At 63.2% G+C, this 21,546-nt stretch carries 24 protein-coding genes; 15 read left to right on the top strand and 9 right to left on the bottom strand.

From position 1 onward, the window contains the following. The 3 genes from ACGYK9_RS02770 (at position 1) to coaD (ending at position 2,039) form a co-directional block, all read left to right on the top strand. On the top strand, positions 1 to 921 hold the full coding sequence (locus ACGYK9_RS02770) for a LysR family transcriptional regulator (protein WP_067265445.1): 921 nt from the start codon (positions 1 to 3) through the stop codon (positions 919 to 921). A 61-nt stretch (positions 922 to 982) separates the two neighbouring features. Then, complete coding sequence (locus tag ACGYK9_RS02765; protein WP_394408289.1) at positions 983 to 1,417, top strand: CBS domain-containing protein; 435 nt, start codon at positions 983 to 985, stop codon at positions 1,415 to 1,417. Positions 1,418 to 1,541: 124 nt separating this feature from the next. Beyond that, positions 1,542 to 2,039: a pantetheine-phosphate adenylyltransferase gene (gene coaD, locus ACGYK9_RS02760; RefSeq protein WP_067265450.1), complete on the top strand. Its 498-nt coding sequence runs from the start codon at positions 1,542 to 1,544 to the stop codon at positions 2,037 to 2,039. A gap of 134 nt (positions 2,040 to 2,173) precedes the next feature. On the opposite strand, the gene ACGYK9_RS02755 is transcribed toward coaD, so the two are convergent. Together ACGYK9_RS02755 and gap are read right to left on the bottom strand one after the other, a co-directional pair. Further along, a complete protein-coding gene (locus ACGYK9_RS02755) occupies positions 2,174 to 2,317 on the bottom strand; it encodes a hypothetical protein (RefSeq protein WP_169306043.1) in 144 nt (47 codons plus the stop codon). A gap of 59 nt (positions 2,318 to 2,376) precedes the next feature. After that, positions 2,377 to 3,378 carry a type I glyceraldehyde-3-phosphate dehydrogenase gene (gene gap, locus ACGYK9_RS02750; protein ID WP_394408285.1) on the bottom strand — a complete coding sequence of 334 codons (1,002 nt, stop codon included), beginning with the start codon at positions 3,376 to 3,378 and terminating at the stop codon, positions 2,377 to 2,379. A 219-nt stretch (positions 3,379 to 3,597) separates the two neighbouring features. Here gap and ACGYK9_RS02745 point away from each other — a divergent pair, with 219 nt between their 5' ends. Beyond that, positions 3,598 to 4,572, top strand: coding sequence for a DUF808 domain-containing protein (locus ACGYK9_RS02745; protein WP_394408282.1), 975 nt, complete (start codon positions 3,598 to 3,600; stop codon positions 4,570 to 4,572). Positions 4,573 to 4,653: 81 nt separating this feature from the next. Here ACGYK9_RS02745 and tkt read toward each other — a convergent pair whose 3' ends face one another. Further along, a complete protein-coding gene (gene tkt, locus ACGYK9_RS02740; RefSeq protein ID WP_394408279.1) occupies positions 4,654 to 6,669 on the bottom strand; it encodes a transketolase in 2,016 nt (671 codons plus the stop codon). A 331-nt stretch (positions 6,670 to 7,000) separates the two neighbouring features. On the opposite strand from tkt, the gene ACGYK9_RS02735 reads away from it, so the two are divergent. The 4 genes from ACGYK9_RS02735 to rpiB all read left to right on the top strand — a co-directional run bounded on the left by ACGYK9_RS02735 (position 7,001) and on the right by rpiB (position 8,887). After that, a complete protein-coding gene (locus ACGYK9_RS02735) occupies positions 7,001 to 7,588 on the top strand; it encodes a hypothetical protein (RefSeq protein ID WP_394408276.1) in 588 nt (195 codons plus the stop codon). Next, positions 7,588 to 7,980, top strand: a complete 393-nt coding sequence (locus ACGYK9_RS02730) for a cell division protein ZapA (RefSeq protein ID WP_067268217.1) — start codon at positions 7,588 to 7,590, stop codon at positions 7,978 to 7,980. Before ACGYK9_RS02735 ends, ACGYK9_RS02730 begins: the two co-directional genes overlap by 1 nt. Continuing rightward, entirely contained in the window at positions 7,977 to 8,312 is a 336-nt protein-coding gene (locus tag ACGYK9_RS02725; protein WP_271691489.1) for an MliC family protein, read from the top strand. The genes ACGYK9_RS02730 and ACGYK9_RS02725 overlap by 4 nt, the downstream gene beginning before the upstream one ends. Before the next feature lie 125 nt (positions 8,313 to 8,437). Continuing rightward, the gene (gene rpiB, locus ACGYK9_RS02720; protein WP_271691487.1) at positions 8,438 to 8,887 is read left to right on the top strand and encodes a ribose 5-phosphate isomerase B; all 450 of its coding nucleotides are present in this window, start codon (positions 8,438 to 8,440) and stop codon (positions 8,885 to 8,887) included. Between the two features lie 81 nt (positions 8,888 to 8,968). Here the strand turns inward: rpiB and grxD are convergent, their stop codons facing one another. The 3 genes from grxD to ACGYK9_RS02705 form a co-directional block, all read right to left on the bottom strand. Beyond that, complete coding sequence (grxD, locus tag ACGYK9_RS02715; protein ID WP_394408273.1) at positions 8,969 to 9,331, bottom strand: Grx4 family monothiol glutaredoxin; 363 nt, start codon at positions 9,329 to 9,331, stop codon at positions 8,969 to 8,971. Position 9,332: 1 nt separating this feature from the next. Continuing rightward, a complete protein-coding gene (locus ACGYK9_RS02710) occupies positions 9,333 to 9,593 on the bottom strand; it encodes a hypothetical protein (protein WP_394408271.1) in 261 nt (86 codons plus the stop codon). A gap of 86 nt (positions 9,594 to 9,679) precedes the next feature. Next, positions 9,680 to 9,916 (bottom strand): BolA family protein, encoded by a 237-nt coding sequence (locus ACGYK9_RS02705; RefSeq protein ID WP_067268222.1) that lies wholly within the window; start codon positions 9,914 to 9,916, stop codon positions 9,680 to 9,682. Positions 9,917 to 10,061: 145 nt separating this feature from the next. Here ACGYK9_RS02705 and ACGYK9_RS02700 point away from each other — a divergent pair, with 145 nt between their 5' ends. From ACGYK9_RS02700 to ACGYK9_RS02675, 6 genes are all read left to right on the top strand, one after another. Then, positions 10,062 to 11,021, top strand: coding sequence for an XdhC family protein (locus ACGYK9_RS02700; protein ID WP_394408268.1), 960 nt, complete (start codon positions 10,062 to 10,064; stop codon positions 11,019 to 11,021). Beyond that, entirely contained in the window at positions 11,018 to 12,019 is a 1,002-nt protein-coding gene (locus ACGYK9_RS02695) for a molybdopterin-binding protein (protein WP_394408265.1), read from the top strand. Before ACGYK9_RS02700 ends, ACGYK9_RS02695 begins: the two co-directional genes overlap by 4 nt. 86 nt (positions 12,020 to 12,105) lie before the next feature. Then, entirely contained in the window at positions 12,106 to 12,591 is a 486-nt protein-coding gene (locus ACGYK9_RS02690) for a (2Fe-2S)-binding protein (protein ID WP_067268228.1), read from the top strand. A gap of 115 nt (positions 12,592 to 12,706) precedes the next feature. Then, positions 12,707 to 15,082, top strand: coding sequence for a xanthine dehydrogenase family protein molybdopterin-binding subunit (locus tag ACGYK9_RS02685; protein ID WP_394408263.1), 2,376 nt, complete (start codon positions 12,707 to 12,709; stop codon positions 15,080 to 15,082). Positions 15,083 to 15,147: 65 nt separating this feature from the next. After that, positions 15,148 to 15,936: an FAD binding domain-containing protein gene (locus ACGYK9_RS02680; RefSeq protein WP_394408260.1), complete on the top strand. Its 789-nt coding sequence runs from the start codon at positions 15,148 to 15,150 to the stop codon at positions 15,934 to 15,936. 162 nt (positions 15,937 to 16,098) lie between these two features. Continuing rightward, positions 16,099 to 18,036 (top strand): OmpA family protein, encoded by a 1,938-nt coding sequence (locus ACGYK9_RS02675; RefSeq protein ID WP_394408257.1) that lies wholly within the window; start codon positions 16,099 to 16,101, stop codon positions 18,034 to 18,036. Between the two features lie 112 nt (positions 18,037 to 18,148). Here ACGYK9_RS02675 and infC read toward each other — a convergent pair whose 3' ends face one another. Beyond that, a complete protein-coding gene (infC, locus tag ACGYK9_RS02670) occupies positions 18,149 to 18,697 on the bottom strand; it encodes a translation initiation factor IF-3 (protein WP_209217843.1) in 549 nt (182 codons plus the stop codon). A 199-nt stretch (positions 18,698 to 18,896) separates the two neighbouring features. On the opposite strand from infC, the gene ACGYK9_RS02665 reads away from it, so the two are divergent. Then, positions 18,897 to 19,166: a hypothetical protein gene (locus tag ACGYK9_RS02665; protein ID WP_271687103.1), complete on the top strand. Its 270-nt coding sequence runs from the start codon at positions 18,897 to 18,899 to the stop codon at positions 19,164 to 19,166. An 84-nt stretch (positions 19,167 to 19,250) separates the two neighbouring features. Here ACGYK9_RS02665 and purF read toward each other — a convergent pair whose 3' ends face one another. Beyond that, positions 19,251 to 20,735 (bottom strand): amidophosphoribosyltransferase, encoded by a 1,485-nt coding sequence (purF, locus tag ACGYK9_RS02660; protein ID WP_394408964.1) that lies wholly within the window; start codon positions 20,733 to 20,735, stop codon positions 19,251 to 19,253. Between the two features lie 233 nt (positions 20,736 to 20,968). Beyond that, positions 20,969 to 21,523, bottom strand: a complete 555-nt coding sequence (locus ACGYK9_RS02655) for a CvpA family protein (protein WP_067268241.1) — start codon at positions 21,521 to 21,523, stop codon at positions 20,969 to 20,971. Between the last annotated feature and the right edge of the window lie 23 nt (positions 21,524 to 21,546).

Genomic DNA, 21,546 nt, shown 5'->3' with positions numbered 1-21,546 from the left:
ATGGATCAGAATTGGGACGACCTGCGGCTGTTTCTCGCCGTCGCACGAGAGGAAAGCCTGTCTGGTGCGGGCAAGCTGCTGCGGCTCGATCCCGCGACGCTGGGCCGCCGCATGGCACGGTTGGAAAAGGCGTTGCAAACCGTCCTCTTCGTGAAATCGCCACAGGGCTATATGCTGACCGAGGCGGGGCGAGACCTGATGCAACGGGCAGAGCGGGCCGAACAGGCGATGCGCGCGGCCACCGCCGGGGTGCAGGTGCAAAGCGATCAGCTTTCGGGGCAGATCCGTGTCGGCGCGCCCGACGGCGCGGCGAACTATCTGCTGCCACAGGTCTGTGCGGCGATTGCCGCGAAGAACCCCGATCTGGACGTGCAGATCATCGCATTGCCGCGCGTTTTCAACCTGTCCCGGCGCGAGGCGGATATGGCCATCGGGGTGAGTGCGCCCACGGCGGGGCGGCTGGTGGTGCAAAAAGTGACGGACTACCACCTCCATCTCGCCGCCGCGGAAAGCTATCTGGCGCAGCATCCTGAGGTGACCGCTGTGGGCGATCTGCAAGGGCACCGGATGGTCGGCTATATCCCCGATATGATCTTTGACCGTGAGTTGGACTACCTTGCGGACCTTGGCATCAGCCGGGTGGCGCTGGCGTCGAATTCCGTCTCCGTGCAGGTGCGGATGATCCAGCAGGGCGGGGGGATTGGGGTCGCGCATGACTTCTCGCTCGCCGCGACGCAGGGGGTGCGGCGCATCCTCACCGATGCCGTGAGCCTCAAACGCGCCTTCTATCTGATCCGCCACGCAGATGACCGCCGCAATGCCCGGTTGGCGGCCTTTGCCGAAGCGCTGGCCACCGGATTGCGGGCCGAAACCGCGCGGCTGGAGGCGCTGGCCTCGGGCCGGGCTGCGCCAAAAGCTTGACAGAAAAGGATTTCGCGGTGACGCTGGAGGTGACTTTGCCCTGTACCCAAGGAGGCGCCAGATGCTCGTATCGCAGATTCTCAAGACCAAGCCCGATGACAAGGTGGTGACGGCCAAACCCGGATTGGCGATCTCCGAGGCGGCGGCGATGCTGGCCGAGAAACGGATCGGGACGCTGGTGATCTCGGCCGATGGCAAGACGCCTGATGGGATCCTGTCTGAGCGGGACATCGTGCGCGAGCTGGGCCGCTCAGGCGCGGGCTGTCTGGAGCAGGCGGCCGAAACCCTCATGACCCGCAAATTGGTGACCTGTAGCCGCGACGACCGCTCCGACGCGGTTCTGCAAAAGATGACCGATGGGCGGTTCCGCCATATGCCGGTGCTTGAGGACGGCGAACTGGTGGGGCTGATCTCGCTCGGCGATGTGGTCAAAGCACAATTGCAAGAGCTGTCGATGGAGAAACAGGCCCTTGAAGGCATGATCATGGGCCACTGAAGCGGCCTTTGAACTGTGATCCCCGCCGACTGACGGCGGGGCAATGCTACCGCTAACCGACTTGCGCTTGGGGCGGTGAAATGATTGGCTGTGCCGCAACGCAGCAGATACGCAGGACAATTACATGCGCATAGCCCTTTACCCCGGTACGTTCGACCCGATCACGCTGGGGCATATCGACATCATCCGCCGCGCGGCCCGTATGGTCGACCGGCTGGTGATCGGCGTGGCCATCAACCGCGACAAGGGGCCGTTGTTCACCCTCGAAGAACGGGTCGCCTTGATTGAAGCGGAATGCGCGCAACTTGCCGAAGAGACCGGCGTCGAGATCGTGGTGCATCCGTTCGAGAACCTGCTGATCGACTGCGCCCGCGATGTCGGGGCCCAGACTATCGTGCGCGGCCTGCGCGCCGTGTCCGATTTCGAATATGAGTTCCAGATGGTCGGCATGAACCGGCAGTTGGACGATTCCATCGAGACGGTCTTCTTGATGGCCGAGGCCACTCATCAGGCGATTGCCAGCAAATTGGTGAAAGAGATCGCGCGGTTGGATGGGGATGTCAGTAAATTCGTGACGCCGGCTGTGAATAAGGTGCTGATTGAGCGGTTTTCGCAGAGGTAGCGTTTGGAGTGGTGAGTGGGCCGCGTGAGGCGTGGTTCTGCGAGGTATTTTTAAAAGGATGAAGGGGAGGGGCGTGGCGCTTGATTGGCGGCCGCGTCTTTTTTTGGCTATGGGGGCGAGCGATTGGGGGAAGGTTACCGCCAGAAGGCCATCCATTCGATCAGCGCGAAGAGTTTCTTGCCGAGATAGATCATATGGTCGGCCCCATAGACATAGAGGTCGACCGCCATCGCCCCGGCGATGACGAGGGCCAGCACGATGGCGATGGGATTGGTCATGGTGTGGCTCCGGCCGGGGAATGGCCTGATATTACAGGCACATCCCCGCCGTGCAAGCCTCAGCCCAGTTTGCCCATGGCCACGGCCACATCGGCCATGCGCACCGAGAAGGCCCATTCGTTATCGTACCACCCCAGCACGCGCACCGTGCGGCCTGCGACGACGATGGTCTGGTCGGGGGCGAAGATGCAGCTTTCCTCAGTATGGTTGAAGTCGATGCTGACCTTCTGCTCGGGGTCGTAGGCCAGCACGCGTTTCATCGGGCCGTCGGCGGCGGCGCGGGCGGCGGCGTTGATTTCCTCAACAGTCACGTCGCGGCTGGCCTGGAAGGTGAGGTCGACAGCGGAAACATTGGGCGTGGGCACGCGCATTGCGGTGCCGTCGAGTTTGCCCTTCAGCGCGGGAAGCACTTCGCCCAGAGCCTTGGCGGCGCCGGTGGAGGTGGGGATCAGCGCCATGGCGGCGGCGCGAGCGCGATAGAGGTCGTTGTGGCGGCGGTCGAGCGTCGGCTGGTCGCCGGTGTAGCTATGGATCGTGGTCATCAGGCCGCTTTCGATGCCTACGGCCTCATGCATCACCTTGGCCAGCGGGGCGAGGCAGTTGGTGGTGCAGGACCCGTTGGAGATCATCCGGTCGGAGACTTCGAGTTGGTCATCGTTGACGCCATAGACGATGGTCTTGTCGACGTTCTTGCCCGGCGCCGAGAGGAGCACGCGTTTGGCGCCGTTTTCGAGGTGCACATTGGCCTTGTTGCCGTCGTTGAACTTGCCGGTGCATTCCAGCACGACGTCGCAGCCGGACCAGTCGAGCTCTTCGAGGTTGTAGGTCGACATCATCTCGATGTCGTTTTGGCCGAGGTTCATGTAGCCGTCGTCGATCTGCACCTCGCCCGGGAAGCGGCCATGGACGGAATCGTATTTGATGAGATGTGCCGCGGTGCTGAGCGGGCCGGTGGCGTTGACCTTGATCACCTCGATATCATCGCGCCCCGAGGCCGCGATATGGCTGAGCGTGCAGCGGCCGATGCGGCCAAATCCGTTGATGCCAACTTTGATGGTCATGGTGCATTCCTTGTCTCGGGCCGCGCGCGTGGTGGGCCGTATGTCGGGGTCGCGGGTTCTATATCCGGCAGGGGCGGTCAGGGGAAAGGGGCAAAACCAAATGATTTCCATATGTTAGCGTTAAACTTACATGTTAGCGGTAAAGGTCGCAGCGGCTTCGGACTTGCCAGATGGGCTGCACATGCTACTTCGGATGCAGCACGCAAAAAGGGGCATGGAATGAGCGGTTTACTGGCACTTGTGGATGACGTGGCGGCCATCGCCAAGGTTGCAGCGGCGAGCGTGGATGACGTGATCGGGCAAGCGGCCAAGGCGGGCTCCAAAGCCGCGGGCGCGGTGATCGACGATGCCGCCGTGACGCCGAAATATCTGCATGGGTTCAAGGCCGAGCGTGAATTGCCGGTGATCTGGCGGATCACCAAAGGATCGTTGCGCAACAAGCTGGTCTATTTGCTGCCCGTAGGTCTGCTTTTGGCGAATTTCGCGCCATGGGCGATCCCGCCGCTTTTGATGCTGGGCGGGGCTTACCTGTGTTTCGAGGGGGCCGAAAAGGTCGCCCATGCGCTTGGTTGGGGGCATGGACATGAGGATTATCCCGATAAGGAGAAGGTGGTCGAAGACCCTGCGCAGCTGGAAGAGAAGAAGGCCGCAGGCGCGATCAAGACTGACTTTATCCTGTCCGCGGAGATCATGACCATCGCTCTCTCCGCGATCCCGGAGAGCAACTTTTGGATGGAAGCGGCGACGCTTGCGGCGGTGGCGATCATGATCACCGTGGCGGTCTATGGCGCTGTCGCCTTGATCGTCAAAATGGATGATGTGGGGCTTGTGATGGCGAACCGGGGGCGGTTTGGCCTGACGCGGAGCTTGGGCCGCGGTCTGGTCCGCGGGATGCCGGGGTTCCTGAAGCTGCTGACCATTGTCGGGACCGCGGCCATGCTTTGGGTCGGTGGGTCGATTATCATCCACGGGTTGGAGCAGATGGGTTATGCCGCACCTTACAAATGGATTCATGAAATCGCCGTAACTGTTGGTCATGCGGTACCAGTGCAGTTCCAAGGGGCTGTCGAATGGATCACCACGGCAGGGTTTGACGGGATCTTTGGTCTGGCGCTTGGTCTTGTTCTGATCCCGATCGGCGAAAAGATCGTGACGCCGATCTGGCGCAAGGTATTCCACAAGGCCGCCGTGTAGGAGGCGACCTTAGTTGGCGCATTAAAAAGGGGGCGACGGATGAACCGTCGCCCCCTTTTTTGACGTCTTGTGAACTTTGGCTCAGAGCAGCGCTTTGGCCTTCTCTGCCACGTTCTCTGCGGTGAATCCGAAGCGCTCGAAGAGTTCTTCCGCCGGGGCAGAGGCGCCGAAACGGTCCATGCCGACGAAATCGGCTTTGCCGTATTTGCCACGCTCGCCAAAGAGCCACTGGTCCCAGCCCTGACGGGCACCGGCCTCGATCCCGACGCGCACGGCGCCACCGGGCAGGACGCGCTTGCGGTAGGCTTCGTCCTGCGCGGCGAAGAGTTCCATGCACGGCATGGAGACGACGCGGGTGCCAATGCCTTCGGCTTGGAGCAGCTCGCGCGCGGCCAATGCGACATGCACCTCAGAGCCGGTGGCAATCAGGATCACCTGACGTTTGCCCTCGGCATCGGCCAGCACATAGGCGCCCTTTTCGGTGAGGTTGTTGTTTTTGTGCTCCAGACGCACGGTGGGCAGGCCCTGACGGGTCAGCGACAGCACCGACGGCGTGGTTTTCGCGGTAAAGGCGATCTCCCAAGCCTCTGCGGTTTCCACCGCGTCGGCGGGGCGGAAGACGTAGGTGTTGGGCGTGGCACGGCTGATCGCCAGATGCTCGATCGGCTGGTGGGTCGGACCATCTTCGCCAAGGCCGATGCTGTCATGGGTCATGACGAAGGCCGTGGGGATTTGCATCAAGGCCGCCAGACGCATCGCGGGGCGCGCGTAGTCGGTGAAACACATGAAGGTGCCGCCATAGGGGCGCAGGCCGCCGTGCAGCGCCATGCCGTTCATTGCCGCCGCCATGCCGTGTTCGCGAATGCCCCAGTAGACATAGCGCCCGCCTCGGTTGTCGGTGTCGAAGATGCCGAGATCGCTGGTCTTGGTGTTGTTCGAACCGGTCAGGTCAGCCGAGCCGCCAACGGTTTCTGGCAGGATCGGGTTCAGCACTTCGAGGGCTTTCTCGCTTGCCGCGCGGGTCGCCATCTTGGGCGCGCCTTCGGTGATCTGCTTTTTGAAGGCCTTGACCGTCGCGCTCATCTTTTTCGGCGCGTCGAGGGCGAGGGCACGATTGAAGGTCTCGCGCTTGGCGCGGGGCAGTTTGTCGAAACGCTCTTCCCAGTCGCGGCGGGCATCGGCGCCGCGTTTGCCGATCTCTTCCCAAGCGGATTTCACGTCAGCGGGCACTTCGAAGGGGCCGGTGGTCCAGCCATAGGCGGCTTTGGCTTCGGCCATTTGGTCGGCGTCGGTCAGCGCGCCGTGGCCTTTCGAGGTGTCCTGCGCGGCGTGGCCGAGCGCGATATGCGTCTTACAGGCAATCATCGAGGGCAGGTCAGTGGATTTCGCTTCGGTCAGGGCGGCGTCGATTTCATCGGGGTTGTGGCCGTCGATCTCAATCACATGCCAGCCTGCGGCCTTGAAGCGGGTGACCTGATCGGTGCTGTCCGACAGGGTGACGGGGCCGTCGATGGTGATGTTGTTGTTGTCCCACATCACGATGAGCTTGCTCAGCTTGTGACGGCCCGCCAGCGTGATTGCCTCTTGGCTGACGCCTTCCATCAGGCAGCCGTCGCCAGCGATGACATAGGTGTAATGGTCCACGACCTTTGCACCGTATTGCGCGCGCAGCATCTCTTCGGCCATGGCGAAACCGACGGAATTGGCGATGCCTTGGCCCAGCGGGCCGGTGGTGGTCTCAATCGCATCGGCGAGGAAGTTCTCCGGGTGGCCCGCGGTGCGCGCGCCCATCTGGCGGAAGTTCTTCAACTCTTCGATGGGAAATTGCTCATAGCCCGTCAGGTGCAGCAGCGAGTAAAGCAGCATGGAGCCGTGGCCCGCCGACAGGATGAAGCGGTCGCGGTCGGGCCAAAGCGGGTTGGACGCGTCGAACTTCAAGTGCTTCTCAAAGAGGACGGTGGCCACATCGGCCATGCCCATCGGCATGCCGGAGTGGCCGGAATTGGCGGCGGCCACGGCATCGAGGGTCAGCGCGCGAATGGCGGTGGCCTTGGACCAGTGGTCGGGGTTTGCGCTTGCAAGGGCTGTCAGATCCACGGGGGCTTCCTTTGGGGCTGTGGCAGATTGGGCTCGTGCATACCAGCGATGGGGCAAAGTTCAAGCACAACTGGGGTGCGCGGGCGGGTCCGGGGCGGCCCGTAGCGGGGGCGAGAGTGAACTTGGCGGCTCAAGTCGCTGAAACGAAAGGGGGGCGCAATTTGAGCGCGCTTTGGCTAGGATTGCGAAAACCGGCTGATACGGGCGATTCGCGCGCGTGACATTGGGTGGGGCGCGCGCTATCTGCGGGACGGGCCGCCGCAACAGGGCGCAGCCCGGGGCACGGCAGGCGAAAACGCCGCCGAGAGAGCAGGACGAGTGAGGAGAATTCATGCGGATGAGTGAACTTGAAGACTATCAGCGCCGCATCACGGCCGCGATGGACCAGATGGCGAAGGGGGTGGACCGGCTGAGCGCCGCGCCCGCAGAACCGGATGAGGATATCGTGCAGGCCTTGGAAGAGGAGCGGCAAGCCAACGCTCAGCTGACCGACCGGGTCAAGACGCTGAAGGAAAGCCATCAGGACGAATTGAACGACCTGCGCGCGCAGATGGACTTCAACAACGACCGGGTGACCCAGCTTGATATGGACGTGCAGCGTCTGCGTCAGGCGAATGAGCAGCTGTCGGCGGCTTGCGAGCAGTTGCGGCTGGCCAATGCGGAGGGGCTGGCCGATCCCAAACTGGTCGACACCGCCGTGATTGCAGAGTTGGAGAGCCTGCGCGCCACCCGCGCGATCGAGATGGCCGAGATCGACGCGGTATTGACCGCGCTGGCCCCCTTGGTCGAAGAAGGCGAGCCGGAAGTTCAAGCTGCGGATGAAACGGGGGCAGAGGCCAAAGCCGAAGCGCCCGCGCCCGAAAGCGCTGCGCAAGACGACAGCGCCGAAGAAGAACCCAAGTCAGGAGGGGCCGACTGATGCCCGAGGTACGGATCACCATTGGCGGCCGCCATTTCGAGGTCGCCTGTCAGGAAGGTGAAGAAAGCTATCTGCAAGCCGCCGCCAAGATGCTGGACGACGAAGCCCGCGTGCTGAGCGATCAGGTGGGCCGCATGCCCGAGGCGCGGATGCTGCTGATGGCGGGCCTGCTTTTGGCCGACAAGACCGCCAGCGTCGAGGACCGCATCGCCGAGCTGCGCGCGGAACTGGCCGAGCGTGAGGCCGAACTCACCAGCCTGCGCAACGTCAAGGTCGAGCCTGAGCGGATCGAAGTGCCGGTGGTGCCGCAGGGGGTGAAAGACACCCTTGCCGAAATCGCCGCCCGGGCCGAGGCGCTGGCCGCCGAGATTGAGGAGAAGGCGGGCAAATGAGCCGGGTCCTCAGGGCAGCCCTTTGCGCGCTGCTCTGGGCCGCGCCTGCGGGCGCCGAAACCTCCGCCGTTACCTACATTTGTGAGCGCGGCGTTTCGGTGCCGGTGGTCTATGTGCCCGGTGCCGATCCGGGCGTGGCAGTGCTCTATGTCGAGGGGCGGTTGATCCAGTTGCGCCGCCTGCCGTCCGCCTCTGGCGCGCGCTATGGCTGGCCTTCGGACGGTGCGGGCTATGAGTGGTGGGAGCATCAGGGCCGTGCTTCGCTGGCTTGGCGGGCAGGGGCGGGCGACGGGGTGACCCCGATTTATAGCGACTGTTTGCCTCAGGACTAACAGCGCGGGATTGCGGCGCGGGCTGCAATATGCTCTGGGAGGCGCGAAACGCGCCCCTGCGGCGCGACCAGCTAACGCGCCCCAACGGGGCGACCCTCCATGACGCAAAATCAGGACGCCCTCAGATGACCACCAAACCCCGCATCATCGTCTCAAGTGACCACGCCGACATCGCCCTGCGCCAAGACATCGCGCGCCATGTGGCCGAACGCGGGTTCACGGTTGAAGACATCGGTCCCGCCACGGCGGAAAGCACAGATTACCCCAAACATGGCGAAGCCGCCGCACGGCGCATCGCGGCGGGGGAATTCGATCTGGGCATTCTGATCTGCGGCACGGGGCAGGGCATCATGATGGCGGCCAATAAGGTCAAGGGCATCCGCTGCGGCGTGTGCAGCGATACCTTCTCGGCCAAGATGATCCGGGCGCATAATGACGCGAATATGCTGTCGATGGGCGCGCGGGTGATCGGCGGCGGTCTCGCGCTTGAGATCGTTGATGCCTTTCTTGACACCGAATTCGAAGGCGGGCGGCATGGCCGCCGTGTCGATATGATCTCGGCCATCGAAGACTGAGGCGCCGTCCGGCCTTAGATGCAAAAACACCCCGGAGCGCGAAACCGCTCCGGGGTGTTTTGTTTGACGCGGGCGCCCGGCTTAGCCGTTGGCTTCGCGGATCTTATCGGCGGCTTCCTTGTCAAAAGCGACACCGTTTTCGTCGAAAAGCGTGTCCAATTCGCCCGACAGCGTCATCTCGGTGATGATGTCGCAGCCGCCGACGAACTCGCCTTTGACGTAAAGCTGCGGGATGGTCGGCCAGTCGGAGAAATCCTTGATCCCCTGACGCAGGTTCTCATCCGCCAGCACGTTCACGTCGCTGTAGTTCACGCCCATGTAGTTCAGCACCCCGGCCACGCGGCTGGAGAACCCGCACTGCGGCATCTCTTTGGTGCCCTTCATAAACAGAACCACGTCGTTCTTGGTGATCTGTTCTTTGATCTGGCTTGCGGCATCGCTCATGTCATTTGTCCTTCGTATCTGGTTTCTTGAACGCAGCGTGATAGCGCCGCGCATAGGTTTCGTCGTCGGCCCAGGGTTTGACCTCAACTTCGGCCCCACCAAGGAAAAAGCCGCCCCGTTTCTTGGTCCAATTCGTATGCCCGCGCTCTAGGCTTTCGTTGCGCCGCGCGGTGCGGGCCACGGCATCCAAATCCAGCGCCTCCATCCCCAGCGGCACCTTGCCGGTCTCAGGCCGGGGTGGCTGGCGCCGCGACAGCGGCACATGCTGGCCGCGCCGGGCGCGGTGCTGGGCCTAGGCGGTGGCGGCGATCCCGCCCACGACAGCCGCAGCGACCCAGCCCCACATGATTAGTCCGGGGTCCGGGTGGTAAGCGCCAGCGCGTGCAATTCGCCGTTTGACCCGTCCATCTTGCCTTTGAGGGCCGCATAGACGGCGCGCTGCTGTTGGACCCGGTTCATGCCGCGAAAGCTTTCGTCCACGACCATGGCCGCCATATGCACGCCATCATTGCCTTCGACGGTGATCTTGGCATCCGGAAAGGACGCGCGGATCAGGTCTTCGATTTCGCTGGCTTGCATGGGCATGGGGTGGCTCCGGCTGTTGTGAGTGCTTGGGCTAGATGTAGTGCCGCAGGCCATGGCGTGCAAGGCGAAGCCGAAGGCCGGATCGGCCATTGACCTTTGCCCCTATTGCGACACACTTTGCGCCCTCACGTTGAAAGGACAACCGATGGACCGGATCCCCGAACAAGCGCTCGACTGGGCCGAGGCCGGACAGCCTGTGGCCCTTGCCACAGTGGTGGAAACATGGGGTTCCGCCCCCCGGCGCGCTGGTGCGCAGCTGGTCGTGGCGGGCGATGGCACGATGATGGGGTCCGTCTCGGGCGGTTGCGTCGAAGGGGCCGTGGTGGTCGAGGCTTTGGAGGCGCTGGAGGACGGCCGCACGCGGCTGTTGGAATATGGCGTCAGCGATGGTGACGCCTTTGCCGTGGGGCTGGCCTGCGGCGGCACGATCAAGGTGCTGGTGGAGCCGGTGGGGCCGGAAGCGCTCAGCCTTGAGATGCTGCGCGAATTGGTGGCACGGCGCGCGGCCCGTAAGCCGGTGGCCTATGAGGTGGCGTTGGACGGCAGCGACCGTCGGCTGACAGGGGCGGGGCATGAGGACCGCTTTCGCCGCGACCGCTCTGGCGTGGAGGATGAAACCGGGCGGTTCATTGCCATCCACAATCCGCCGCTGCGGCTGGTGATCGTGGGCGCCGTGCATATCGCGCAGCATCTGGTGCGCATGGCGACAGAGGCGGGGTTCGCTCCGATCGTCGTCGACCCGCGGGAGGCTTTCGGCTCACCCGCCCGCTTCCCCGATTGCCAAGTGGTGAACGATTGGCCCGACGCCGCCCTGCGTGAGATCGGGGTTGATGCGCGCACCGCCGTGGTCTTGCTGACCCATGACCCGAAACTCGACGATCCGGCGCTGCATGTGGCGCTCGGGTCCGAGGCTTTCTATATCGGCGCGCTCGGCTCGACCCGGACGCAGGCCAGCAGGCTTGATCGGCTGGCGGAAGCAGGTGTGGCGGCAGAGCAGGCGGCGCGTATCCACGGGCCGGTCGGCCTTGATATCGGCGCGGCCAGCCCGGCTGAGATCGCCGTGTCGATCCTTGCCCAGATGATCCAAAGCCTGCGCCGCCCATGAGGTTTGGCCCGGTCCCTTTGAGCGCGGCTTTGGGCGCGACGCTGGCCCATTCCGTTGCGGTTGAAAAGGGGCGGCTGCGCAAGGGCCGCGTGCTGACCCAAGAGGATATCGCAGCACTGGAAGGCGCGGGCATCGAAGAGGTGATCGTCGCCCGGCTCGACCCCGGTGATATTGACGAGAACGCAGGCGCCGCGCGGCTGGCCGAAAGCCTCTGCGGTGCGGGGCTGCGGATGTCGAAACCCTTCACCGGGCGGGTGAACCTGCTGGCCGATGGGCCGGGGGTGGTGGTGATGGACCGCGCGGCGCTTGAGGCGGTCAATGCGGTGGACCCGATGATCACGCTGGCCACCGTGCCACCCTATCAGCAGATGGGCGAGAGCGGCATGGTGGCGACGATCAAGATCATCTCCTACGCCCTGCCTAAAAGCACAGTCGTGGCCGCCTGCACGGCGGCGGGAGAGGGCGCCTTGCGCCTTGCGCCGCCTCTGCTGCGCGATGCCACGCTGATCATCACAGACGTGCCCGGCGGCGCCGGGGACAAGGGCCGCGCCGCGGTGGAGGGGCGGCTGACGGCGCTTAATGTGACCCTTCGCGATGTCGTAACCGTCCCCCATCGCAGCGCCCCGCTGACCGAGGCGATTGCCGCGGCTGAGACCGATCTGGTCCTGATCCTCACCGCCTCCGCCACTTCGGACATCAATGACGTGGCCCCCTCCGCCCTGCGCGCGGCGGGGGGCGAGGTGACGCGCTTTGGCATGCCGGTCGATCCGGGCAATCTGCTCTTTCTCGGCCAACTTGGCGCCCGCGCCGTGATCGGCCTGCCGGGCTGCGCCCGTTCGCCCGCGCTCAACGGGGCCGATTGGGTGCTGTCGCGGCTGGTTTGCGGCATTCCCGTCACCAGCGCGGATATCGCGGCGATGGGGGTGGGCGGCCTGCTGAAAGAGATCCCCACGCGCCCGCAGCCGCGCAACCCCGGCAAAAGCGCGGGCAACGGCTGAGGAAAAACCTTAGGAAAATATATGTTCTCAACTAGGGCTTGTCGTGCTTAACTGATCTCAACAAGCGTCAGACTGGGAGGAAGAACATGACACAGGTCAAGATGACCGTGAACGGCAAACCCGCGTCGGGAGAGGTCGAGGGCCGCACTTTGCTGGTGCATTTCCTGCGCGATGATCTGGAACTGACTGGCACCCATGTGGGCTGCGACACCAGCCAATGCGGCGCCTGCGTGGTGCATGTGAACGGCAATGCGGTCAAAGCCTGCACCATGTTCGCGGTCGAGGCCGATGGCGCCGAGGTCGAGACCATTGAAGGGCAGGCGGCCCCCGATGGCACGCTCAGCACCATCCAACAAGCGTTTCAAGATCACCACGGGCTGCAATGCGGCTTTTGCACGCCGGGCATGGTGATGTCGGCAGCGGCGCTGCTCAAGGAAAACCCGAAACCTTCGGAGGCCGAGGTGCGCCATTACCTTGACGGCAACATCTGCCGCTGCACCGGCTACCACAATATCGTCAAAGCGATCATGGCGGCCAGCGGCCAGGAGGTCAGCGCGCTGGCGGCAGAGTAACGTTGGAAGCAGTGTCGCGCTGAGCAGACCGGTGATGGCGGAGGGAGGACCGCCAGAACCGGAACCCGCGTGACGGATCAGGTGCATCCGCACCGCCACCAAACGGGAGGATATTATGCCAAAGGATTTTGAACCGACGAGCGGTATTGGGGCCAGCAGCAAACGGCGGGAGGATGTGCGCTTTCTCACCGGGTCGGGGCGCTACACCGATGACATCAACCTGCGCCGCCAGACCCATGTATTTTTCCTGCGCTCGGATGTGGCCCATGGGCGGCTGACCGGGGTCGATACCTCTGCCGCCGAAGACATGCCCGGCGTGCTGAAGATTTTCACCGGCGCGGATTTCGCCGAAGTGGGCGGGATGCCCTGCGGCTGGGAGATCACCGACAAACACGGCCAACCCATGCAGGAGCCGAAACACCCCGTGCTGGCGCATGAAAAGGTCCGCCATGTGGGCGAGCCCATCGCCGCCGTGGTGGCCGAGACACTGGCGCAGGCCCGCGACGCCGCCGAGGCGATTGTCGTCGATATCGACGAGTTGCCCGCCGTGGTGAACATGAAAGACGCGGTGAAAGACGATGCGCCCAAGGTGCATGACGACCTGACCAGCAACCTCTGCTACGACTGGGGTTTCGTGGAAGAGAATAAGGAGGCGGTGAACAAAGCCTTTGACGAGGCCGCCCATGTCACCACGTTGGAACTGGTCAACAACCGCCTCGTCGCCAACCCGATGGAGCCGCGCGTCGCCATCGGCGATTACAACCGCTCGGACGGGGAGCATACGCTCTATACCACCAGCCAGAACCCGCATGTGATCCGCCTGCTGATGGGCGCCTTCGTGCTGGGCATCCCCGAGCACAAGCTGCGCGTGGTGGCACCTGACGTGGGCGGCGGCTTCGGCACCAAGATCTTTCACTATCAGGAAGAGGCCTTTTGCACTTTCGCGGCCAAGGCGGTGGGGCGTCCGGTGAAATGGACCTCGAGCCGGTCGGAAGCCTTCATGTCCGACGCCCATGGCCGCGACCATGTGACCAAGATCGAGCTGGCTCTGGATGCTGAGAACAACTTCACCGCCCTGCGCACCGATACCTATGCCAATATGGGGGCCTACCTGTCGACCTTCGCGCCTTCGGTGCCGACCTGGCTGCACGGCACGCTCATGGCGGGGAATTACAAAACGCCGCTGATCTACGTGAACGTTAAGGCGGTCTTTACCAATACCGTGCCAGTAGATGCCTATCGCGGGGCCGGTCGGCCCGAGGCGACCTATCAGTTGGAGCGTTTGATCGACACGGCTGCGCATGAGTTGCAGGTCGACCCGATCAAACTGCGCCGCCAGAACTTCGTGACGGAGTTTCCCTATGCCACCCCGGTGGCGGTGGAATATGACACGGGCGATTACAACGCCACGATGGACAAGCTCGAAGAGATCGCGGACCACGCGGGTTTTGAAGCGCGGCGCCGTGAGAGTGAGGCGAAGGGGAAGCTGCGCGGCTTTGGCGTGAACTGCTATATCGAGGCCTGCGGGATTGCACCGTCGAACCTTGTGGGCCAACTCGGGGCGCGGGCGGGGCTGTATGAAAGCGCCACGGTCCGGGTTAACGCCACCGGCGGGCTGGTCGTGATGACCGGCAGCCACAGCCACGGGCAGGGGCATGAGACCTCATTCGCGCAGGTGGTGGCCGATATGATCGGCATCGACGAGAATATGGTCGAGATTGTCCATGGCGACACCTCCAAGGTGCCGATGGGCATGGGCACCTATGGCTCGCGCTCGCTCGCGGTGGGCGGCAGCGCCATGGTGCGCGCGACCGAAAAGATCATCGCCAAAGCCAAGAAGGTCGCAAGCCACCTGCTCGAAGCCTCGGAAGGGGATATCGAGTTGAAGGATGGGGCCTTTAGCGTCGCGGGCACGGATAAATCCGTGGCGTGGGGCGATGTGACGCTTGCCGCCTATGTGCCGCATAACTACCCGTTGGAAGAGATCGAACCGGGGCTTGAGGAAACCGCCTTTTACGACCCGTCGAACTTCACCTATCCGGCGGGGGCCTATGCCTGCGAGGTCGAGTTGGACCCTGAAACCGGCCATGTCACTGTCGAACGTTTCACCGCTGCGGATGATTTCGGCAATGTGGTGAACCCGATGATCGTGACCGGCCAAGTCCACGGCGGTTTGGCCCAAGGCATCGGTCAGGCGCTTTTGGAAAACTGCGCTTACGATGAAGACGGCCAACTCCTCAGCGCGTCCTACATGGATTACGCCATGCCGCGCGCTAGCGATTTGCCGTTCTATGACGTGGATCACTCCTGCCAGACGCCCTGCACCCACAACCCCTTGGGGGTAAAAGGCTGCGGGGAGGCAGGGGCCATCGGTTCGCCGCCTGCGGTGGTTAACGCGGTGCTCGACGCCATGCGCTCGGGCGGGAAGGACATCGGCCATATCGACATGCCGGTCAGCCCCGCGCGGGTCTGGGAGGCGATGAATGGCTAAGCGCCTGCTGAAGATTGGTTTGAGAAAAGAGGCGACGCTCGGGCGGCCTCTGGGAAGGATGAAAGATGTATGATTTCGAAGTAGAGCGCCCCAGCAGCGTGGCGGATGCGGTCAAGGCTTTGGGGCAGGAGGATGCGCAACCGCTCAGCGGCGGTCAGACGTTGATCCCCACGCTGAAGGCGCGGCTGGCGATGCCCTCGGTTCTGGTGTCGCTGGCGGGGATCGATGCGCTCAAAGGGGTTGAGATGCGCGATGGCGCGCTGTGGATCGGTGGCGGCACGACCCATGCCACGGTCATGCGCGAGGCGGCGGAGAGCTACCCGGCGCTCGCCAGCCTCGCCGCACGGATCGGCGACCCGGCGGTGCGCAACCGGGGGACCATCGGCGGATCGCTCGCCAATAACGACCCCTCTGCCTGCTACCCGGCGGGCGCTCTGGCCAGTGGCGCGACGATTGAGACCGACCGCCGCGAGATTGCCGCGGATGACTATTTCCAAGGCATGTTCACCACCGCGTTGGAGGAAGGGGAGATCGTCACCGGCGTCCGTTTCCCCATTCCTAAGGCCGCGCATTACGAGAAATTCATCCAGCCCGCCTCGCGCTTCCCGCTGGTCGCGGCCTATGTCGCGCGCCTCGGCGATGGGGTGCGCGTGGCGATCACGGGTGCGTCGAACGACGGTGTCTTCCGCTGGAGTGAAGCCGAAACTGCCCTGTCGGAACGGTTCGCGCCGGAAGCCTTGGAGGGGCTGACACTCGACGCGGGTGACATGATCAGCGATCTGCACGGCAGCGGCGCCTACCGCGCCCATCTGTGCGGCGTGATGACCCGCCGCGCTGTGGCCGCCATCGCCTGATAGCCGATAACAGCAGCGTAAACCTTTGCCGCGTCCTTATAGGGGGCGCGGTATTTTCATGGGGTAAGCTCTTGATATTGGATAGCGGAACCAGCGCCCCCATCATGCGTTGGGTGACAAGCGCTGCCCGAACGGCGTTCCCGTAATGATGAGGACGTGAACATGAAAAACCTACTGAGATCTACGACTTCGCTGGGTCTGAGCCTTGCCTTGGCTTTCCCGCATGGCGCCTTTGCGCAGGAGCAAAATCTGAATGAATGCGGCCCCGTGGGCGAAGCGACCGAATTCCCCTGCGCATTCGACGATCAGACGGTAGAAAGTGCCGAAGAGCTTCGTGTTATGGCCGGGCTGAGCGGTGAGGCCGAGGCGGAAGTCGAAGCCGAAGGTGAAGCAGAGGTCGAGGCCGAGGCAGAAACCGAAGCCGAGGCGGGTTCGCTGCTGGATCAGGCGACCGGCGCGGTTGAAGCGACGGGTGAGGCGGCCGCGGCTGCTGTGAACGACGTGACCGAACAGGCCGAAGAGGCCGCCGACGCAGCTGAGGCGCAGGCTGAAGCCGCAGCCGAGGCGGCAGAGGAAACCGCAAGCGAAGCGGAAGCGGAGGCCGAAGCCGAAATGACCGCCGAGGCTGAGAGCGAGGTTGAAGTCGACGAAGAGGTTGAGACCGAAGCGGAAGTTGAAGCCGAGCAGGAAAGCGAAGCCGAGGTTGAGGAAGAGGCCGAGGCCGAGATCGACGAAGACGTTGAGGCTGAGACTGCGCAGGACGTGGAAGCTGAAGCCGAAGCGACCGCTGAAGTTGATGCTGAGGCGACCGGGAACGTAGAAACCGACGGAAACGCCGAAGCTGCGACTGACGCGGAAGACAATGAGACTGTGGTCGAGACCTCGGAAGAGACCGACGCCGAAATGGAAGCGGAAACCAGCGGCGAAGCGGTCGGCGAGGAAGACAACGCCGGTCTGACCGAAGAGCAGATCCAAGCCCGTGAAGAGCGCCGCGAAGCCCGCCGTGCCGAACGCCGCGAAGAGCGCCGTGAGCAACGCCGCGCCGAGCGTGAAGCTGCCGCCGCCGCCGCCGCTGCCGCCGAAAACGAGGCGGACGCCGAAGTAGTGACCGAGGAAGTGACCGAAGAAGACGTGCGCAGTTCGGACGAAGACTTCGAGACCGAAGTGGCTGCCGCAGGCGAAGCCGATGCCGCCGCCGCCGACGACGACGACAGCGGGATGTCGGACTTCGAAAAAGCGCTGCTCCTCGGCCTTGGGGCCGTGGCTGTCGGCTCGGTTCTGAACAATGGTGAGAAAATCGTCAGCCGCTCCGGTGACCGTGTGGTCGTGCAGGACGACACCGGCGAGCTGCGCGTGCTGAAGGACGATAACGCTCTGCTCCGCCGCCCCGGTGACGAGGTGCAGACCCAGACTTTCGACGACGGCTCTACCCGGACCATCGTGACCAAAAGTGACGGAAGCCGGGTCGAGACCATCCGCTCGCGCGATGGCACCGTGCTGCGCCGGACGAACTTCGATGCGCAGGGCCGTGAATATGTGCTGGTCGATGACCTCGTGGAAGAGCGCGAAGTTGTCGTGAACGATCTACCGCAGGTTCAGCAGAACCAGCAAGCACAGCGCGCCAGCACCCAAGACGAAGCCGCGCTCCGTCAGGCGCTGCAAGCTGAGATGCGCAACGATCAGGGGCGGACATTCTCCCTGCGTCAGGTGCGTGAAATCCGTGAGGTACGCTCCCTCGCGCCGGAACTGGAACTTGATGCCGTGCGCTTCCCCACCGGCTCCGCCGCGATCCAGCCTGAACAGGCCCGCGCGCTTGCCAATATCGGCACCACACTGCGTGACCTGATCCAGAAGGACCCGCGCACCGTGATCCTGGTCGAAGGTCACACCGATGCGGTTGGCGATGCGAGCTATAACCTCGCCCTGTCGGACCGCCGCGCGGAGACCGTGGCCCTGGCGCTGACCGAGTACTTTGATGTGCCGCCCGCCAACCTGATCACGCAAGGCTATGGCGAGAGCCAGCTGCGCGTGCCGACCACGTCGGCGGAACCCGCGAACCGTCGTGCCGTGGTGCGCAACATTACCGGTCTGCTACGCTAAGCAAACCACGCCCCCAAACAGAAAACGCCCCCGGAGCGATCCGGGGGCGTTTTACGTTATTGGATGGCGAATGTGCCAGTCGGGCCCGTCATGCGGGCCCGATTGAGCCTGATCACTTGTTGGGCAGGGGCCCGATCACCATGACCATTTGGCGGCCTTCCATCTTGGGGAAGTTCTCCACCCGGCCGATCTCTTTGGTGTCGGCAGCGACGCGCTCCAAAAGCTCACGACCGAGGTTCTGGTGCGCCATCTCACGGCCACGGAACCGGAGGGTAACCTTCACCTTGTCGCCACCTTCAAGAAACTTGAAGACATTGCGCATCTTCACATCGTAGTCGTTCTTGTCCGTATTGGGACGGAACTTGACCTCTTTGATCTCGATGATCTTCTGTTTCTTGCGGGCTTCGCTCTCGCGCTTTTGCTGTTCATATTTGAACTTGCCGAAATCCATGATCTTGCACACGGGCGGCTTGGCATTGGGCGAAATTTCAACAAGGTCGAGGCCGGCGTCATCGGCCATTTCCATGGCGCGCTGCGGCGAGACAACGCCGACGTTTTCGCCATCGGCACCGATCAGGCGGATTTCGGGGGCACGGATCTTGTCGTTGACGCGCGGGCCGGTGTCACGTTGGGGCGGCGCGTTATGAGGTCTGCGAGCGATGGTGATGGTCCTTTGATTGTTACCTAATTCGAGAATGCAAGGTAAACCCGCGTGGGGCCATCTTCAAGTCGCAAAATCACGCTATGCGTGGGGTTTGGGGCGATTTACCCTTGATCTGGGGCGATTGTGGCGCAATTCACGGCTATGCGGCCCCGGGGGAAATCTTTAACCTCGCGGGGCGTAGATTAAGGGGAATGGAATGAAGAATCTGGTCTGGTTGGTCGTGGCGGCGCTGATTGCGCTGGCGGGCTATATGCTTTTCACCGGCAAGGGGCCGCAGGAAGTGGCCATCGAAGCTTCTGAGGCGATCAATGCGCCCGAGGTGGCCGAAGATATGACCAACGCCGCTGAAGACGCCGCCGATGCAATCGCGGGCAGCGTGGATGCCGCCGGGGAGGCGATCAGCGATGCCGTGGATGACGCAACCGAGAGCGCCAATGACGCGGCGGAGCCTGCGGCACAGAATTAAGCGGCTCCGCGCAATGCGGAAAAGCAAAGGCCGCGTCCGGGGAACCGGGCGCGGCCTTTGCTTTGGTTTGATCCGTCTGGCGGGTTACTCGGCGGCGGGCTTCATCTGGAAGCCTTCCTTAACCTGATCGGCAGGGGTGACCGGGTAGTCGCCAGAGAAGCAGGCGTCACAATACTGCGGGCACTCGGCGTTGCGGCCTTCGTCTTCGCCCACCGCGCGGTAGAGACCGTCGAGCGAGATGAACTTGAGACTGTCGACCTGCAAGTGGTCGCGCATCTCATCCTCGGACATGGTCGCCGCCAGCAGCTTTTCGCGCTGCGGGGTGTCGACGCCGTAGAAACAGGGCCAAGCCGTGGGGGGGGAGGCGATGCGGAAGTGCACCTCTTTCGCGCCCGCGTCGAGGATCATCTCTTTGATCTTGCGCGAGGTCGTGCCGCGCACCACCGAGTCGTCGACCAATATCACCCGCTTGCCCTTGATCAGCGCGCGGTTGACGTTGAGCTTGAGGCGGACCCCCATGTTGCGGATCTGCTCGGTCGGCTCGATAAAGGTCCGGCCCATATATTGGTTGCGAATTATGCCCATCGCGTAGGGAATGCCGGATTCAAGGCTATAGCCAATCGCCGCCGGGGTGCCGCTGTCAGGCACAGGGCAGACGAGATCGGCCTCCACGGGGCTTTCCTTGGCCAGTTCGCGGCCAATATTCTCACGCGTTTCATAGACCGAGCGACCGCCGAGAATGCTGTCGGGGCGGCTAAAGTAGACATGTTCGAAAATACAGAAACGCGAGGCGACACGGCGGAAGGGGAAGTGGCTCTCGACCCCTTTCTCGGTGATCACCACCATCTCGCCGGGTTCGATCTCGCGGACGAATTCCGCGCCGATGATGTCGAGCGCGCAGGTCTCCGAACTTAGCGCCCAGCCATCGCCGACACGGCCCAGCACGAGCGGGCGCACGCCCAGCGGATCGCGCACGCCGATCAGTTTGGTGCGCGTCATCGCCACGACAGAGAAGGCCCCTTCGACTCGGCGCAGCGCATCCTCCATCCGCTCGGGGATGTTCTGTTGTAGCGACCGCGCCATCAGGTGAATGATACACTCACTGTCCGACGAGGACTGAAAGATCGAGCCGCGTTCAATCAACTCACGGCGTAGGGCGTTGGCATTGGTGATATTGCCGTTATGGGCAATCGCGGCCCCGCCCATGGCGAACTCGCCAAAGAAGGGCTGCACGTCGCGGATCGCGGTGGGGCCCTTGTTGCCGGAGGTCGAATAGCGAACGTGACCGATGGACAGCTCGCCGGGAAGGGTTTGCATGACATCCTGCGAGGTGAAGTTGTCGCGGACATAGCCAAAGCGCCGGGCCGATTGGAAACCGGCGGCGGGATCGTAGCTGACGATACCGCCAGCCTCTTGTCCACGGTGCTGGAGGGCGTGCAGGCCAAGGGCCACGAAAGTGGCGGCATCGGCAACGCCAACCACGCCAAAGACGCCGCATTCCTCCTTCAGTTTATCCTCATCTCCGCTGTCGCGCAGATAGGAAGTGTCAAAGGGATGGGCGGGCGGCATGTGCTTGGACAACGGGGCAACTCCGAATCCGGGTGAGGTCGCTGCCTATGTAGGGGCTTCGTAAGCGGCTGTCACCCCGCATGTCGCCTGCGGGGGGCATGAGGCAGGATAAAGCGCCGCATTGCCAGCCAAGGAGGCGGCTCCCGTAACCTGCCAAGCCCAAACGCAAAACAGGCGGCCATGATGCACTGGCCGCCTGTTTAAAAGGATTGTGTTAAGAGATTATGAAGGCCTTAGGCGCTACATTTGCCCACCAGCGCCTCATAGCGGTTGGTGATCCAGCCGAGCGCCTCTTGCGGGTCTTTTTCTTCGATCTGGCCGGTGAAGCGCGAGAATACGGCGGCGGAGCGGCTGTTTTCGACCATGGTGGTCCGCTCACCGGTGATGACAGTGTCGTAGACAAAGAAGGCAATCGCGACGAGCAGCACGCCGCGCACGACGCCAAAGATGAAGCCAAGCCCTTGGTCCACGCCGCCCAGCATCGAGCGGTGCACAAGCGAGGAGAAGAGCGGCGTGAAGAGCGAGACCACGATCAGTGCTGCGGCAAAGACCAGCGCAAAAGCGCCAATCACCGACAATTCGCAGCTATCGGCCAAGAATTCGCCCACATAGGGCAGTTCACGCACCAGCGGTTCGACCTGCGGCGCAAAGAGAAAAGCCAGCACAGCCGCTGCAATCCAGCCGACAATCGCCATCAACTCGCGCACCAGCCCGCGGCCATAGGCCAGCAATGCCGATAGCACGATGACAACCGCGACCACCCCGTCAATAATGGTAAAACCGTCCATGCGCGTTCTCGCCCTCGTCTAAG

Origin of the sequence: Sulfitobacter sp. 1A15258 (assembly GCF_043557045.1) — a bacterium.
Lineage (GTDB): Bacteria > Pseudomonadota > Alphaproteobacteria > Rhodobacterales > Rhodobacteraceae > Sulfitobacter > Sulfitobacter faviae.
Note: the sequence above shows the minus strand (reverse complement) of the source record. Positions and strands in the feature narration are given on the sequence as shown.

What these genes read in the sequence shown, in the direction of transcription:
- ACGYK9_RS02770 (WP_067265445.1), top strand. Translation starts at nt 1, where the DNA reads ATGGATCAGAATTGGGACGACCTGCGGCTGTTTCTCGCCGTCGCACGA.
- ACGYK9_RS02765 (WP_394408289.1), top strand. Translation starts at nt 983, where the DNA reads ATGCTCGTATCGCAGATTCTCAAGACCAAGCCCGATGACAAGGTGGTG.
- coaD (WP_067265450.1), top strand. Translation starts at nt 1,542, where the DNA reads ATGCGCATAGCCCTTTACCCCGGTACGTTCGACCCGATCACGCTGGGG.
- ACGYK9_RS02755 (WP_169306043.1), bottom strand. Translation starts at nt 2,317, where the DNA reads ATGACCAATCCCATCGCCATCGTGCTGGCCCTCGTCATCGCCGGGGCG.
- gap (WP_394408285.1), bottom strand. Translation starts at nt 3,378, where the DNA reads ATGACCATCAAAGTTGGCATCAACGGATTTGGCCGCATCGGCCGCTGC.
- ACGYK9_RS02745 (WP_394408282.1), top strand. Translation starts at nt 3,598, where the DNA reads ATGAGCGGTTTACTGGCACTTGTGGATGACGTGGCGGCCATCGCCAAG.
- ACGYK9_RS02735 (WP_394408276.1), top strand. Translation starts at nt 7,001, where the DNA reads ATGCGGATGAGTGAACTTGAAGACTATCAGCGCCGCATCACGGCCGCG.
- ACGYK9_RS02730 (WP_067268217.1), top strand. Translation starts at nt 7,588, where the DNA reads ATGCCCGAGGTACGGATCACCATTGGCGGCCGCCATTTCGAGGTCGCC.
- ACGYK9_RS02725 (WP_271691489.1), top strand. Translation starts at nt 7,977, where the DNA reads ATGAGCCGGGTCCTCAGGGCAGCCCTTTGCGCGCTGCTCTGGGCCGCG.
- rpiB (WP_271691487.1), top strand. Translation starts at nt 8,438, where the DNA reads ATGACCACCAAACCCCGCATCATCGTCTCAAGTGACCACGCCGACATC.
- grxD (WP_394408273.1), bottom strand. Translation starts at nt 9,331, where the DNA reads ATGAGCGATGCCGCAAGCCAGATCAAAGAACAGATCACCAAGAACGAC.
- ACGYK9_RS02705 (WP_067268222.1), bottom strand. Translation starts at nt 9,916, where the DNA reads ATGCCCATGCAAGCCAGCGAAATCGAAGACCTGATCCGCGCGTCCTTT.
- ACGYK9_RS02700 (WP_394408268.1), top strand. Translation starts at nt 10,062, where the DNA reads ATGGACCGGATCCCCGAACAAGCGCTCGACTGGGCCGAGGCCGGACAG.
- ACGYK9_RS02695 (WP_394408265.1), top strand. Translation starts at nt 11,018, where the DNA reads ATGAGGTTTGGCCCGGTCCCTTTGAGCGCGGCTTTGGGCGCGACGCTG.
- ACGYK9_RS02690 (WP_067268228.1), top strand. Translation starts at nt 12,106, where the DNA reads ATGACACAGGTCAAGATGACCGTGAACGGCAAACCCGCGTCGGGAGAG.
- ACGYK9_RS02685 (WP_394408263.1), top strand. Translation starts at nt 12,707, where the DNA reads ATGCCAAAGGATTTTGAACCGACGAGCGGTATTGGGGCCAGCAGCAAA.
- ACGYK9_RS02680 (WP_394408260.1), top strand. Translation starts at nt 15,148, where the DNA reads ATGTATGATTTCGAAGTAGAGCGCCCCAGCAGCGTGGCGGATGCGGTC.
- ACGYK9_RS02675 (WP_394408257.1), top strand. Translation starts at nt 16,099, where the DNA reads ATGAAAAACCTACTGAGATCTACGACTTCGCTGGGTCTGAGCCTTGCC.
- ACGYK9_RS02665 (WP_271687103.1), top strand. Translation starts at nt 18,897, where the DNA reads ATGAAGAATCTGGTCTGGTTGGTCGTGGCGGCGCTGATTGCGCTGGCG.
- purF (WP_394408964.1), bottom strand. Translation starts at nt 20,735, where the DNA reads ATGCCGCCCGCCCATCCCTTTGACACTTCCTATCTGCGCGACAGCGGA.
- ACGYK9_RS02655 (WP_067268241.1), bottom strand. Translation starts at nt 21,523, where the DNA reads ATGGACGGTTTTACCATTATTGACGGGGTGGTCGCGGTTGTCATCGTG.